General features: G+C 59.3%; 14 protein-coding genes and 1 other RNA gene. 8 read left to right on the plus strand and 7 right to left on the minus strand.

The genetic code is table 11. From position 1 onward, the window contains the following. Nucleotides 1–70: 70 nt before the first annotated feature. Genes C3938_RS05605 through C3938_RS05615 form a run of 3 tightly spaced genes read right to left on the minus strand, consistent with a single transcriptional unit; the run spans nucleotide 71 to nucleotide 3256 of the window. Nucleotides 71–1339 carry an FAD-dependent monooxygenase gene (locus tag C3938_RS05605; RefSeq protein ID WP_233998673.1) on the minus strand — a complete coding sequence of 423 codons (1269 nt, stop codon included), beginning with the start codon at nucleotides 1337–1339 and terminating at the stop codon, nucleotides 71–73. After that, nucleotides 1336–2670: a Xaa-Pro aminopeptidase gene (pepP, locus tag C3938_RS05610; protein ID WP_105102215.1), complete on the minus strand. Its 1335-nt coding sequence runs from the start codon at nucleotides 2668–2670 to the stop codon at nucleotides 1336–1338. The genes C3938_RS05605 and pepP overlap by 4 nt, the downstream gene beginning before the upstream one ends. A gap of 13 nt (nucleotides 2671–2683) precedes the next feature. Then, a complete protein-coding gene (locus C3938_RS05615) occupies nucleotides 2684–3256 on the minus strand; it encodes a UPF0149 family protein (protein WP_105102216.1) in 573 nt (190 codons plus the stop codon). A 283-nt stretch (nucleotides 3257–3539) separates the two neighbouring features. Between C3938_RS05615 and C3938_RS05620 the strand changes: the two genes are divergently transcribed. From C3938_RS05620 to C3938_RS05635, 4 genes are all read left to right on the plus strand, one after another. After that, the gene (locus C3938_RS05620; protein WP_105102217.1) at nucleotides 3540–3746 is read left to right on the plus strand and encodes a TIGR02449 family protein; all 207 of its coding nucleotides are present in this window, start codon (nucleotides 3540–3542) and stop codon (nucleotides 3744–3746) included. Further along, a complete protein-coding gene (locus tag C3938_RS05625) occupies nucleotides 3743–4057 on the plus strand; it encodes a cell division protein ZapA (RefSeq protein WP_105102218.1) in 315 nt (104 codons plus the stop codon). Before C3938_RS05620 ends, C3938_RS05625 begins: the two co-directional genes overlap by 4 nt. Nucleotides 4058–4202: 145 nt before the next feature. Beyond that, a non-coding RNA gene (gene ssrS, locus C3938_RS05630) (6S RNA) lies at nucleotides 4203–4382 on the plus strand. A gap of 106 nt (nucleotides 4383–4488) precedes the next feature. Continuing rightward, complete coding sequence (locus C3938_RS05635; RefSeq protein ID WP_105102219.1) at nucleotides 4489–5088, plus strand: 5-formyltetrahydrofolate cyclo-ligase; 600 nt, start codon at nucleotides 4489–4491, stop codon at nucleotides 5086–5088. A gap of 95 nt (nucleotides 5089–5183) precedes the next feature. Here C3938_RS05635 and C3938_RS18060 read toward each other — a convergent pair whose 3' ends face one another. Further along, nucleotides 5184–5324, minus strand: a complete 141-nt coding sequence (locus C3938_RS18060) for a hypothetical protein (RefSeq protein ID WP_166214653.1) — start codon at nucleotides 5322–5324, stop codon at nucleotides 5184–5186. 349 nt (nucleotides 5325–5673) lie between these two features. Beyond that, entirely contained in the window at nucleotides 5674–7218 is a 1545-nt protein-coding gene (gene ilvA / locus C3938_RS05640; RefSeq protein WP_105102220.1) for a threonine ammonia-lyase, biosynthetic, read from the minus strand. Nucleotides 7219–7378: 160 nt separating this feature from the next. Between ilvA and rpiA the strand changes: the two genes are divergently transcribed. The 3 genes from rpiA (at nucleotide 7379) to C3938_RS05655 (ending at nucleotide 9289) form a co-directional block, all read left to right on the plus strand. Further along, on the plus strand, nucleotides 7379–8056 hold the full coding sequence (rpiA, locus tag C3938_RS05645) for a ribose-5-phosphate isomerase RpiA (RefSeq protein ID WP_105102221.1): 678 nt from the start codon (nucleotides 7379–7381) through the stop codon (nucleotides 8054–8056). A gap of 18 nt (nucleotides 8057–8074) precedes the next feature. Continuing rightward, on the plus strand, nucleotides 8075–8701 hold the full coding sequence (locus tag C3938_RS05650; protein ID WP_105102222.1) for a transglycosylase SLT domain-containing protein: 627 nt from the start codon (nucleotides 8075–8077) through the stop codon (nucleotides 8699–8701). 243 nt (nucleotides 8702–8944) lie between these two features. Then, nucleotides 8945–9289 (plus strand): DUF4168 domain-containing protein, encoded by a 345-nt coding sequence (locus C3938_RS05655; RefSeq protein ID WP_105102223.1) that lies wholly within the window; start codon nucleotides 8945–8947, stop codon nucleotides 9287–9289. Nucleotides 9290–9300: 11 nt separating this feature from the next. Here the strand turns inward: C3938_RS05655 and C3938_RS05660 are convergent, their stop codons facing one another. Both C3938_RS05660 and C3938_RS05665 read right to left on the minus strand, forming a co-directional pair. Next, a complete protein-coding gene (locus C3938_RS05660) occupies nucleotides 9301–9627 on the minus strand; it encodes a helix-turn-helix domain-containing protein (protein WP_105102224.1) in 327 nt (108 codons plus the stop codon). A 254-nt stretch (nucleotides 9628–9881) separates the two neighbouring features. After that, the gene (locus C3938_RS05665; RefSeq protein ID WP_105102225.1) at nucleotides 9882–11861 is read right to left on the minus strand and encodes a S8 family peptidase; all 1980 of its coding nucleotides are present in this window, start codon (nucleotides 11859–11861) and stop codon (nucleotides 9882–9884) included. A gap of 330 nt (nucleotides 11862–12191) precedes the next feature. Between C3938_RS05665 and C3938_RS05670 the strand changes: the two genes are divergently transcribed. Next, nucleotides 12192–13244 (plus strand): AraC family transcriptional regulator, encoded by a 1053-nt coding sequence (locus tag C3938_RS05670; RefSeq protein WP_233998674.1) that lies wholly within the window; start codon nucleotides 12192–12194, stop codon nucleotides 13242–13244. Nucleotide 13245 lies beyond the last annotated feature (1 nt).

The following is a 13245-nucleotide window of genomic DNA, read 5'->3' on the forward strand; positions in this document are numbered from 1 at the left end:
TGTAGGTGCTCGCACGCCGGGCTCGAATTATCCCCAATCCGCGGCAGCGATCTGCACCGTTATAGTGTGCTTATGGCGCAAGCCCAGCAGCCTGGCGGGCAAAAGTTGTTCGCAGCGCCGGCGCGAGGACAAGTCCAAGCAGTCCCACCTGTCGCAAACCACCCGCCAGCAGGCTGCGAGATGCGAACAGTGGCGGAATCCGATCACTGAAGCCAATCGTAAGCTGCTGGTCATGTTGACGTTCGCGCCAATAAGCCTGTAGTAAGTCTAGCTCGCCGGGACCGGATTGCCCGGGTTCGGAACCTTTCGACGCCGCCCGCCCGATCGCTCGGGCCAGCGCCTCACAGTCGCGCAGAGTCAGATTGAAACCCTGCCCCGCCACCGGATGCAGGAAGTGGGCGCAGTTGCCTACCAGTGCGAGCCCGCGGCGTACCTGTTCGCGCGCCACCGACAGCTTGAGCGGATACCCCTGAATACGGCCCGCGCGCAGGATGCGGCCGGCGCGCCAGCCAAAGGCGCGGTGCAGATGCCGGATAAACTCCCTTTCCGGTAGCGCTTCGAGTCGCGCGCGGTCATCGCGCTCGCAGGTCCACACCAACGCCGCCCGGTGCATACCATCGCGCTGCGGCAATGGCAGCAATGCCATGGGGCCGCTGTCGGTGAATCGCTCGAACGCCACACCACCGTGGTCCTGTTGCAGACCAATGGTGGTGACCAGCGCCTCCTGTTGATAATCCACCTCCTCGGTGGTGATCCCCAGATGGCGGCACAGGGGTGAGCCGACACCATCGGCCACCACCAGCAGCCGGGTATGCAACGGTTCACTGCGGCCAGCCAGACCGAGTGTTGCGCCGGTGGCCGTCATGCTTACCGAGGAGACATCCGCCGGCGCCAGAATTTCTGCCCGCGTGTCCGCCAGCGCGCGGTAGAGCAGCGGCCCGAGGGCGGCGTTTTCAATCACCGCTCCCAACATGCCGTCAAAGCTCGCCGCCGTTTCCCGCCCGGCATCCAGGCTCGCGCCAACACTGTGGCCGCGGTCAGAGACCTGCACCCGCTGAATCGGCGCCGCAAACTCCCGCAGCCGGGGCCACAACCCCAGTTCATGGAAAATCCGCAGGCTGCCGGCCGCGATGGCAGTGGCGCGGGTGTCAAAGCTCGGCAGATTCAATACCGCACCGGAGTCCGGCAGTGGCTGTCGCTCCAACAGGGTCACGTGCAGATCAGGACAGTGACGGGCAAACAGCAGGGCCAGACAGGCGCCAGCCATACCACCGCCGACGATGGCGATATCGGTATGGGTAACCCCCAGCGGATTCACTTGAGATTGCGGGTCGGTCACAGCAGCGTCTCCTGGATCAGATCGCCTTCGCGCATCAGATATTCGATATCCGCCACGGCCTTCGGCGCGTCCGCGGAGAGCACCTGTGCCCCCTCTTTTAGCAGCGCCACATCGTCTTCGATACGAATGCCAATACCGCGGAATTTTTCCGCCACCGCGGCATCCTCCGCGCCAATGTAGATTCCGGGCTCCACCGTCATAACCATGCCGGTCTCCAGTTGTCGCCACTGACCGTGCACCTTGTAGTCACCCACATCGTGTACATCCATTCCCAGCCAGTGGCCGACACGGTGCATATAGAAACGACGGTAGGCGCCGGATTCGATCAGGCCATCCACATCGCCGCTCAGTAAACCCAGGTCTTTCAATCCGCGCACGATCACCTCGACGCTGGCGAGATGGGGGCGGTCCCAGTCATTACCCGCGGCAATACATTCAATCGCGGCCTGCTGGGCAGCCAGTACAATTTCGTACACCGCTTTCTGCGGGCCGCTGAAACGCCCGTTGACAGGAAATGTGCGCGTGATGTCTGAGGCGTAGCCTCGGTACTCACAGCCGGCATCAACCAGTACCAGATCACCGTTTTTTAATGGTGCACTATTGGCGATGTAGTGCATCACCAGCGCGTTGCGGCCACCACCGACGATGCTCGGGTACGCGGGCTCGCGGGCGCCGGCAGTGGCAAAGCTGTGCAGCAGCTCCGCCTCCAGCTGATATTCATAGATGCCCGGGCGGCAGCTCTGCATGGCGCGGCGGTGCCCCGCGGCACTGATCTCGGCGGCGCGCGCCATCAAGCGGATTTCCGCCGCGCTCTTGAACAGCCGCAGATCGTGCAACAGAGGATCGAGACTGACCATTTCCGGCGCGCCGCTGCTGCCAGGCGCCCCCTCGATGGCTTTCAGATAGCTTTGCAGACGGCGGTCCAGCTGCGGAAAACGTCCCATGCTGTAATAGATGAAATCCCGCCCCTCTAACAGGCCCGGCAAAATATCGTCCAGGTCGCTGATAGGAAAGGCATCAGACAGGCCGCAGTACTCGGCGGCGCGCTCCGGGCCGAGGCGCGGACCATCCCACATTTCCTTTTCCGCGTCCCGTTCACGGCAGAACAACAGTGTCTCGCCGGCGCTGCGCCCGGGAGCCAGCACCAGCAGGGACTCCGGCTCGTTGAAGCCACTGAGATAGAGAAAATCACTGTCCTGGCGGAAGGGGAAATAGGTATCCCGCGAGCGCAGCTGTTCGCGGGCGGCGGGCACGATGGCGAGACTATTGGGCGGCAGCCCCTCGATCAGGCGCAGCCGGCGGCGGGCGTATTCGGCCTTACTGATATTCATGGGCGGGGAAGGATCAGTGCAGCGTCGGGCCAGAGGCGGCCTCGTCACTCCCACCGGCGTGGGCAGGATTGCACTCGACAAAAATATTCAGTGCCGCCATACGTACATACTCCTGCACTTCGAACAGCTCGCGCTCCTGTTCCGCGCCGTTTTCCATCGCACCCGCATCCAGCTGGGCAATTTCCGCCAGATCTCTCAGGGCCTCGCTGCTGGTGGGCAGCAGTTCCCCGGAATATTTGCCGATGCCAAAGCCGTGTAGAAAGCCCTCACACCAGAGGCACAGGGTCTGGCCCCGCTCGGCCAGTTCATCACCGGTGCTCAACAGCGGCTGGAAGGAAAAATTTTTGTCTGCAAGATCCCGCTCGCTCTGCTCGGCAAGCATCAGGGCGCTGCGCGCGAGATCGGCGGGAATCGCGTCGAGGTCAAGAAACTCCGCCAGTTCTTTCTGCCAGCGCGACCGATCGGGGCGCGCCCCCGCAGCCAGCAGGCCACAGATAAAACCGTGCAGCTCACTCGGGCCGATTCTGCCCCCCGCCGCTACAATCTGATTGGCGAGATCGTCGAATGACAATTGCGGTGAGGACATAAAAACTCCTGGCAGCTGCGGTGTGCAGACTCGAAAACTGTTACACCATTTTTCTGCCGGAAATTTGAACGGTAACCGGGAAATGGCGCCGGCAATGCCGGACAATACAAGGGTAAAAAAGCAATGTGCGAATATTTCACCAATCTGGCGAAATAGTAACTGTTACACAGTTTTTTTGGCGCTACGGGAGAATTGACCCCCAAATACGCCGGCAATATAGTAGCGGAATCCCCCAGCTTGCGCAGGTCACAGGAGCAGGCGGCGCACCGAACACGCAGGAATTATGGACAAACTACAGGCGTTGGAACACAAGCTGGACTTCCTGATACAACAGTGCCAGCAGTTGGCGGCAGACAATCACGCTCTGCGCGCGCAGGAAAGTGAGTGGCAGCGCGAGCGCCAGCGGTTGATCAAAAACAATGAAGTGGCCCGCAGCCGGGTTGAGACCATGATCAGCCGGCTAAAAGGTCTGAGCCAAGAAACCTCATGAGCAGCAAACCCTATAACTCTTCCACCGTGGCCGTAACGATTCTCGACAAAGAGTATCGGGTTGCCTGCTCGGAAGAAGAGCAGGCCGGGCTACAGGCATCCGCCAAGCTGCTCAACGAGCGCATGGCCAAAATCCGCAACAGCGGTTCGGTGATCGGCGCCGAGCGCATCGCAGTGATGGCTGCGCTGAATATCGCCCACGAACTGATTCAGGCCAAGGCCGAGTTGGCGCGCCAGCCGGTGGAAGAACAAATGCTGGACCGCCTGCACGAAAAGGTTCAGGCGGCGCTGGCGAAAATCGAAAAAGCGTGAATTTCCACGTACCTTTCAGACGTTTACCCACCCCGCCGTGCAACACCTGAAACGCATCAAGCAACGCGCTTGACTATCTCAGAAAAGCCAGATTTGGCGCGAAAGTGCGTTTAGCCAAGTCTTACCTGAGGAGGTATACTTCTCACTCGCCCTGAAGTGTTGGCCAGTTGACTATGTCCTCGAGCCGATAATTCTACCCTGGAGGCTTCCAGCGGATGTTGGTGTGCAAGTCCGCCCTGTAGCGGAAAGCCTAATGCATTCCGGGAGCCCCCACCTTGAGCCTTACGGTTCAAGGCTACGTCTTCAGCCGCATTTCGGGGCTCCTAAATTGTCTTTCCGGTACCACTCCTCCCCGGTACTGGCTCCGCCAGGCAGCCGGGCCCTCGCGCCCGTATCCAGACTGCCGGTGATTCATGCTCGCTGGAACATCCATGCCGAACAGCAATGCCTCGCCCTCCAAACAGGAGTTGCGCCAGCAGATCCGCGCGGCGCGCCGCGCGCTCGGCCGCTACCACCAGCGCCTGGCCAGCCGACGCCTGTGCGCACGCCTGGCACTGTGCCCCGAATTGAGGCGGGCGCAGCGTATCGGTATCTACTGGCCGATGGACGGCGAGATTGACCCACGCCCGCTGTTGCAGCGTTTTCCCCATAAGCGCTTTTACCTGCCGGTGCTGCCGCGCGCCTCACGCAACACCATGACCTTCCGCCACTGGCCCGGCGCCCGCCTGCGCTTTCGCAACCGCTACGGCATTCCCGAGCCAGTGGCCGGCCGCGGTGAACAGTGCACTCCCGCGCAGCTGGATCTGGTACTGCTGCCGCTGGTGGCGTTTGACCCCAAGGGCGCACGCCTCGGTATGGGGGGCGGCTACTACGATCGCAGCTTCGCATTTAAACGGATAAACCCGGGCAAGGGCCCGGAGCTGGTGGGTATCGCGCACCAGTTGCAGTGCGTGGCTCAACTGCCGGTAGAGAGCTGGGACATCCCCCTGGTGCTGGTGGCCACCGACGAGCGCCTGTACCGCTGCCGCTGAGCGAGCCTCCCGGGGCCCAGCATTCCGGCGGGCACAAAAAAGCCGAACCTCAAGACTGGGGTTCGGCTTTTCTGGTGGCGTTCCGCCGGGAGTGGTCAGCGAGTGACCACACCCTGCTGCAGGGCTGACGGAGCTTCTTCCTGATCGGAAGAGAATACCTCAGTCAAACCGCTGCTGCTCAGCAGCACGCCCGCAACAAAGACAACTACTGCGAGTGTCAATGCGTCGGGTTTCATGGGGACCATCCTGTAATATCGAATTCTTGTTTTTTTGAATCGTTATCGAGCGCTTTGTGCCTGGCAATCTACGCCGCCAGTGCGATGCTTAGACCCAAGATAAGGGGGAAGTTCCATCGCAAACAGGGAAAACCCTTTGCGACAGCCCACCGCCATTAACTGACCCATTGGGGCTAAACAGCGCTCAAAAGATACTCGATCAGTGGCGAAATAGTAACCCGTCAAGCACTTTTTTTTGAGAAAAACCTCACAAATTGAGAAATGCAAGTTCGACAGATCCAAGCGTGTGAACTATTCACCGCAAATTCTGGCGACGCGGCCCCCAATTCATCGGTTTCTCCCTACCCGGTCACTCGCTCCGCGACAGAAAAAAGCGATAGGCGGGATTTTCGGTCTCCTCCCAGAACGGGTACTGCAGCTGATCAAGCAGAGCCCTCAGTGCCGGGCGCTCGGCCTCGACGACTTCCAGCCCCACCAACACCCGGCCGTAGGCGGCACCGTGGTTGCGGTAGTGGAACAGGGTAATGTTCCAGCGCCCCGCCAGCTGCTCGAGGAACTTGCGCAGCGCCCCCGGGCGCTCCGGAAACTCGAAGCGGTACACCACCTCATCATGGATGCCCGGTGCGCGCCCGCCCACCAGGTGGCGGATATGCAGCTTCGCCATTTCATTGTCAGTGAGATCCGTAACCCGGTAACCCCCACTCTGCAATTGCGATACCAGCTGCGCGCGATCCGCATCCGTCGCCACCTGCATACCGACGAAGATGTGTGCCTCGCCACTGTTGGCATTGCGCCCGGTGCCGCCAGCGAACCGATAGTTGAATTCGGTGATGGCGCGATCGCCCATGTCGCGGCAGAACTGCAGATAGCTGCCCGGCTTCTCAGGAATGGTCACCGCCAGCACCGCTTCGCGTTTTTCACCGATCTCGGTGCGCTCGCTGATATAGCGCAGGCGGTCAAAATTGGTATTGGCGCCACTGCACACCGTTGCTAGCGTCAGGTTCTGCTCACCCTGTTGCTCGGCGTATTTCTTGAGACCGGCAAGCCCCACTGCGCCGGCGGGCTCGGCAATGGAGCGGGTGTCTTCAAAAATATCCTTGATGGCCGCACAGATCTCATCGGTGGTCACGGTAAGAACGCCATCGATGGTCTCGCGCAACACCCGGTAGGTCTCCTCGCCAATCTGCGCCACCGCCACGCCGTCGGCAAACAGGCCCACCTGGGACAAACGCCCCTCGCGGTTGCCTTCATCCATCGCCAGTTTCAGGCAGGCGGCATCCTCCGGTTCCACCGCAAAGACCTTGATCTCCGGGCGCACGTACTTGATGTAAGCCGCCATACCCGCAGCGAGACCGCCGCCGCCCACAGGTATGAACACCGCATCGAGAGTACCCGGTTGCTGGCGCAGCAGCTCCATGGCCACGGTGCCCTGCCCGGCAATTACATCCGGGTCGTCATAAGGGTGAATGAACACCAGGCCGCGCTCCTCCACCAGCGCCCGCGCTCGCGCCGCGGCCTCGTCGAAGGTATCGCCGTGCAGGACCACCTCGGCGCCACGCATACGCACCGCGTTCACCTTGATCGCCGGTGTCGTCGATGGCATCACGATAGTGGCGCGCACCCCCAGCTGTTGAGCGCCCAGTGCCAGCCCCTGGGCGTGGTTGCCGGCAGAGGCGCAGATGACGCCCTTGGCGCGCTGTTCCGGCGCGAGCTTGAGCAGTTTGTTGTAGGCACCGCGAATCTTGAAGGAAAACACTGGTTGCAGGTCTTCGCGCTTCAGCAGAATGCGGTTGCCTAAGCGGTGGGACAGCTGGCGCATGGGCTCCAGCGGGGTTTCGATGGCGACATCGTAAATACGCGCGTCTAAAATGCGCTTGATATAGGACATGGGCATGGCAAAAACCGGCAGCCGGTGGATGTTTACAAGCCCGCCAGTTTAATCGCTCAACAGCACCAAAGCCACTTTAAAGCCGATTTTGCGCGAAAAAATATTCGCAAGCGGGTATTTTTACAGAAAAAATTGCGCTAACCCACAAATCAGGACTCCAAATCCCATGAATCAGGATCAGCTCAAACAGGCCGTCGCCCGCGCCGCCGTGGAATACATCACCCCCATGCTGGAGGCAGACACCATTGTGGGTGTCGGCACCGGCTCCACCGCCAACTACTTCATCGACTTCCTGGCGGAAAAGAAAGGCCTGTTCGACGGCACCGTAGCGAGCTCCGAGGCCTCCGCCGAGCGGCTCAAATCTCACGGCATTCCGGTCTACGACCTGAATGCGGTCGACGGCATCCGCGTGTACGTGGACGGTGCCGATGAAACCAACCCGCTGCTGCAGCTGATCAAGGGCGGCGGCGCCGCGCTGACCCGCGAGAAAATCGTCGCCGCCTGCTCAGAAGAGTTTGTGTGCATCGCCGATGAAAGCAAGTGGGTGGAAGTATTGGGCAAATTTCCGCTGCCGGTGGAAGTAATCCCCATGGCACGCTCGTATGTGGCGCGCGAAATTGTCAAACTGGGTGGCGATCCGGTGTACCGCGAGGGCGTGACCACCGACAACGGCAATGTCATCCTCGATGTGCACAATATGCAGATCGCCAAACCGCTGGAGCTGGAAGACGCCATCAACAACATCACCGGTGTGGTCACCAACGGCCTGTTCGCCGCGCGACCGGCTGATATCCTGTTGCTCGGCACTGCCGATGGTGTGAAGACCATCAAATCAAAAGTTTAATGACCCACTTGAGTTCTGATGACCTACAAAAATAAGAAACTGATCCTGGCGCTGCTCCTGCTGCCGACCCTGCTGGCCGCAGGCTGCGCCACCACACCACCCAGCAATACCGACGATCTGTGCGAAATTTTTCGCGAAAAGGACGGCTGGTATCACGACGCAGCCAAATCCGCGCGCAAGTGGAACACCCCGATCTCCACCATGATGGCCACACTGCACCAGGAATCCCGCTTCGTGCACGATGCCAAACCGCCGCGCACCAAAATCCTGTGGATTATCCCCGGACCGCGCCCCTCCGATGCCTACGGTTATGCCCAGGCACTCGGGACCACCTGGAAAACATACCAGCGTGCTTCCAGCAACTACGGTGGCGACCGCGACGACTTTGCCGACGCGATCGACTTCGTCGGTTGGTACCACAACGCCAGTCAGCGCCAGTGCGGCATCAAATCCAACGACACCTATCACCTGTACCTCGCCTACCACGAAGGCCAGGGCGGCTTTAATCGCCGCACCTACCGCAACAAGAAATGGCTACAGGATGTCGCCCACAAGGTGTCATCTCGGGCGCAGACTTATCAGCGGCAACTGAACAGTTGCGAGGCATCGCTGAAAAAACGAAAAAAATTCTTCGGAATCTTCTGACGCCACGCACCGCACAAACCGCCGGGCTGTCGCAGGGACGCGCAGACTGGCGGCAAAAATCGCAAGCGCGCCGGAATACCAACTACCCTTTGCAAGACAGCGCTTTGCTACACCGCCTAGTTATTGCCAGATAGTTATGGGCAGATAGTTATGGATAGATAGTTACCAAGGCTCTGTAGCCCTCACGCTACGCTGGGCGTGCACGATGCACAGAAGCGTTTTTTCCCTGAAACAGAGGTGCTCATGAAGCCAACCGCCATCTACTCCGCCGCACTCGCCCTGGCTCTCGCTGTTTCCAGTGCCTTTGCGGAAACCGCCGTAACCGACGCGCAACTGACAAAATTTGCCGACGCCTACCGCGCTATCGTAGTCCTGAGCCAGGAGTATGCCCCGAAAATCAAGGCCGCCGCCGATGCCGCCGCCGCCGAGGCAATCAATGTGGAAGCCCAGGCAAAAATGCTGTCTGCGGTACAGGGGGCGGGCCTCAGCAAGGAACAGTACCAGGAAATTGCCACGCAACTGCGCAACGATCCTGCACTGCTTCAGCGCGTAAACGATATCCTGCAGAAAACGGCCGCGCCCCAGTAGTATCCGTTTCTCTATGGCGCCGGCAATCGCTCCGGCGCCAGTTCCAGCACCTGTGCAATCGCGTCCAGATTGGCGCGTACCCAGCGACCATCAATAGACCCCCACGCCTTCAGCTCGTAAAAGCCATCATTGTTGCGCACCCCCTGTTGTACAAACTCCACCAGCGTGCCGTGTCCCGGCAGCCCCTTGGCAATAACATCCTGAATGGTGCGGCGAGGCCAACCGGTTATTTCTTCCAGCGCGGGATTGTTCGGGCGCGGCAGCTGTTCGATCAGGTAGGCGATCAGCAGGCGACGACAGATGGTGGGGTTGAGTTCACTATCGGAAACTTGGGCCATGGTTACTCCGACGGCAGGGAAAGGGTGTACTGAAATGGCGAATGCACATGTAGCACACGATCCTTCCAGAATTCCCAACGAAATTCCACTGCTCAGACGGATGCACGCCGGTGATTGGATCTCTGCCCCCTCGAGATACGGTCATGTCGAACGTTCGATTACGACCCGACCTCGAGTGGGCACCGCGAGATTTCACTGCCGGATAAACAAGACAAGAAATAACGCCGCAGTTCATCGCAACCGCGGCGGTTTCCTCAATTGCAACTCGATGGCCCGATATTGACCCAAACCCCGGCTACCCCCGGTTCGTCACCGCGCGTCCACCACTGGGCACGATAGCGACTCGCTCCATGATTGACCTCATCACCGCCGAGGTAAGTCGCGCTTGCACTCCAAGCGACCTCCACGTCACTAACAAGCGTCCATTGAGGCGCAGCATCGCCAGGCTCGTTATTCTGCGTCCAGTAATTTGCCCGCCACACTAACTGGTTGTGACTTACTTGGTCGCCACCCGTGTAGACGGTTCCGCTGTCCCAGCTCGGATAACTTCCCGCATTGGGGTCTGACATGTCACAGCTCTCCGCCGGACTGTCCGCAACGGTAACTGTCACTTTTGCGTAGGTGGTAGCTTTGCCATCGCTGACCGCCACGGTAACTTCGTAGACGGTATCGTCGTCCACCTGTGGCGCGATGAAGCTGGCGGTCGCTCCACTGCCGTCGACCAGCGTCAAGCCCGGCGCAGTCCACTGGTAGCCCAGTGGATCACCATCGGGATCCGTGCTATCGGCGATGAGTTCAAAATTCTGACCTTCAGCCACCACAATACTCTCGGGTACCGAGACCAGGGGGGCGCTATTGCCACCGACATCCGCCAGTAACAATTCTGCGGCTGCACGCAAATCAGGATGAGTCCCAATGGTGGAACCAATTCCATTCAACATCGGGTATCCGGTCATGGTAACCAGGTCTCGCATTTCCCCGGTTTCCAATGCGCCGATTCCAGCCGCTTTGGCAATACCCTGAAGACTGGCCACAGCACCCGCAACAATAGGGTTAGCGGAAGAGGTTCCGCTAAATGTAGCGGTATATTCAGCGTTGCTTTCGTTGTGCAAGCTACCGTAGCCGGTGGTAACAACATTCCACCCCCATGAGAACGCATTTACCCGCGAGCCATAATTGCTAAAACTGGCACGCAGACCATTTCCAGGATTTGCCGCGCCCACCAGGAAGCTGCCCGAGTCCCGGCGGGTCGAATCGAAACGGCCATTGAAATAACTGTGATCCAGGTTGATGCTGCCATTGCCCGCGGCAGCCACCACATGTATTCCCAGTTCCTGAGTGATATAGCGCACCGCATCGTAAGGGCCGTCATAATAATCGAGCGGCATATAGCAGCTACTGCCGCAGCCAAGATATTGATCCAGACTGTCGTGACGATAGTGAATTCCCACCTGCATGACACTGCCCCGCGGTAATTGCTCCGCCGCCTGAATCATGCGGTCCACGCCATATTGGGCATACCCCAGGCGGGCACCGTGGGCAATACCTGTAGTACCAAAGCCATTGTCCAGTGAGGCAATGATGCCGGCACTCGCCGTATCGTGACCATCGATCACATAGCTCCCGACGACCATAAATGGCTGCGGCAAATCCAAGTGGTTATAGTTGAACCCACCTATCTCGTTGCTCACTACATCTACGCCGCTTCCATCTCCCCCAGGCAGGGTCCACGCGTAGTGAGCATCAACACCACCGAGGATATAACTGCTGGACGGATTGCCCTCCCGGCCATACAGGTAGCCCTGCTGATCAGAAAAATCGGGAACAGCAGCCGGCTCGGCAACTGTGGCCGGTTCGGGTACTGGTTCGAAATACACCTCTTCCACTTCAACATTCCCCGAGAGGGTGGAGACCAGGTTGTTAATCTGCGCCCAACTGGAGCCCGCAGGAATCGGCATCTCGAAATAGCGGTCGAGCCGAAAACGCCGGTAGGCCTCGTTGCGCTTGATATCGCGCGGCGCCAATGTCGAACGACCAGCACGGCGAGGAAAGCGAGCCTTCAGCTCGCCACTGTGTTGTAGTCGGCTCGCGCGCTGGGAATAGCTCGGCTCAACATACGGGTGTGTCACTTCTTTGAATCGCACTACCAGTTTCCCTTCGGCCGCCCAAGCTCCACTGGAAAGCAGCCATACGGATGCCGACAGCGCTGTCATAACAAAGTATTTTTTGCTCACTATTTATTCCTTGTTGGGACTTTATTTTGAATGGCGCTTAAAAAAGCACCTTTTGCAAGGTAGTCCACATCTATTCAGGGAATAAAACTACTCGGCGAAACTGTGGAAACACGCACAGAAACGAGGTGAAAACGTTGAAAAGCCTTACCTCGATGACGGGTATATGACAAACCGGAAAGATAATGACGGAATAGACAGGCCAAGTTGGCTTTCCAACCAGCGGCGCCAGTAGCGTCCGAAGGTGAGTTATCGGCGCTGCAGAAGGAAGCGGGACTTTTTATGCACTCTTTTGCATAATCTGGTCACACACCGCCATCGGGAAGCGTGACCGTGGAGACAGAATCCATCAACGTAGAACAGGAAGCCACCAACGGCTTTGAGACCCGCGGTATTCTCGCCGCTGCCGTTTTCGCACACCTGGCCGGTGCCCGCGCCGCCGGAGTCGACTGTGAACAGTTACTACTGGATGCCGGCATAGCGCCCACCGAAGCGCGAGCATCCGAGGCCCGTATCGGCCGCGAACAGCTGGCACGCCTGCTGCGCCTGTTGTGGGATCAACTGGGAGACGAATCCGGCGGTTACCTGGCCCGCCCCTGGTTGCCCGGGACCTTCGCCATGATGGGCCACGCTACCCTTAGTAGCCCCACCCTGCGCCGTGCGCTGCTGCGCTCCTCGCGCTTTGTCGCCATGGTGAGTGACGACCTGCACATCAAACTGGTGGAAGACGGTGAGGAAGCCAAGCTGATCTTCCACCACGGCAATCACAAACAACTGCCAAACCAGAACTTTGTCGAATCCCTCTCCGTGATCTGGCTGCGTTTTTTCAGCTGGCTGATCGACCGCACCATTTTGCTGGAGCGGGTTCACCTCGCGTTTCCTCCTCCGGATTACGACGAGGAATACAACGATATGTTTCCCTGCCGGCACTACTTCAATCAGCGGGAAACCTGCCTGGTGTTCAATACCCGTTACCTCGGTATGCCGCTGGTGCGTGATGCCCAGCAACTGAGCGAATTCCTCGCGCGCGCCCCTGAGTGTCTGCTGGCCCAGTACAAATCCGACAACAGTTTCACCGGCCGCATCCGTCGCATGCTGCAGAGCCACAACAGTATCGAGAACCTGTCGCTGGACGATGTGGCCGAGCGCCTGTTCACCTCGCCGCAAACCCTGCGTCGACGCCTGAAAGACGAGGGCAACAGCTGGCAGGACATCAAGGATTCCGTGCGCCGCGACATGGCCATGTACCAGTTGAAGCAACAGGAAACCGCCGTGGCGGAAATCGCCGAGCGGCTCGGCTTTTCCGAACCCAGCGCGTTCAATCGCGCCTTTAAAAAGTGGACCGGTCTCGCTCCTGGCGCCTACCGCGAAAAACATCGCGGTTGAC

The sequence above is a fragment of the Microbulbifer pacificus genome (genome assembly GCF_002959965.1).
GTDB lineage: Bacteria > Pseudomonadota > Gammaproteobacteria > Pseudomonadales > Cellvibrionaceae > Microbulbifer > Microbulbifer pacificus_A.

What these genes read in the sequence shown, in the direction of transcription:
- C3938_RS05655 (WP_105102223.1), top strand. Translation starts at nt 8,945, where the DNA reads ATGAAGCCAACCGCCATCTACTCCGCCGCACTCGCCCTGGCTCTCGCT.
- pepP (WP_105102215.1), bottom strand. Translation starts at nt 2,670, where the DNA reads ATGAATATCAGTAAGGCCGAATACGCCCGCCGCCGGCTGCGCCTGATC.
- rpiA (WP_105102221.1), top strand. Translation starts at nt 7,379, where the DNA reads ATGAATCAGGATCAGCTCAAACAGGCCGTCGCCCGCGCCGCCGTGGAA.
- ilvA (WP_105102220.1), bottom strand. Translation starts at nt 7,218, where the DNA reads ATGCCCATGTCCTATATCAAGCGCATTTTAGACGCGCGTATTTACGAT.
- C3938_RS05620 (WP_105102217.1), top strand. Translation starts at nt 3,540, where the DNA reads ATGGACAAACTACAGGCGTTGGAACACAAGCTGGACTTCCTGATACAA.
- C3938_RS05660 (WP_105102224.1), bottom strand. Translation starts at nt 9,627, where the DNA reads ATGGCCCAAGTTTCCGATAGTGAACTCAACCCCACCATCTGTCGTCGC.
- C3938_RS18060 (WP_166214653.1), bottom strand. Translation starts at nt 5,324, where the DNA reads ATGAAACCCGACGCATTGACACTCGCAGTAGTTGTCTTTGTTGCGGGC.
- C3938_RS05635 (WP_105102219.1), top strand. Translation starts at nt 4,489, where the DNA reads ATGCCGAACAGCAATGCCTCGCCCTCCAAACAGGAGTTGCGCCAGCAG.
- C3938_RS05625 (WP_105102218.1), top strand. Translation starts at nt 3,743, where the DNA reads ATGAGCAGCAAACCCTATAACTCTTCCACCGTGGCCGTAACGATTCTC.
- C3938_RS05615 (WP_105102216.1), bottom strand. Translation starts at nt 3,256, where the DNA reads ATGTCCTCACCGCAATTGTCATTCGACGATCTCGCCAATCAGATTGTA.
- C3938_RS05650 (WP_105102222.1), top strand. Translation starts at nt 8,075, where the DNA reads ATGACCTACAAAAATAAGAAACTGATCCTGGCGCTGCTCCTGCTGCCG.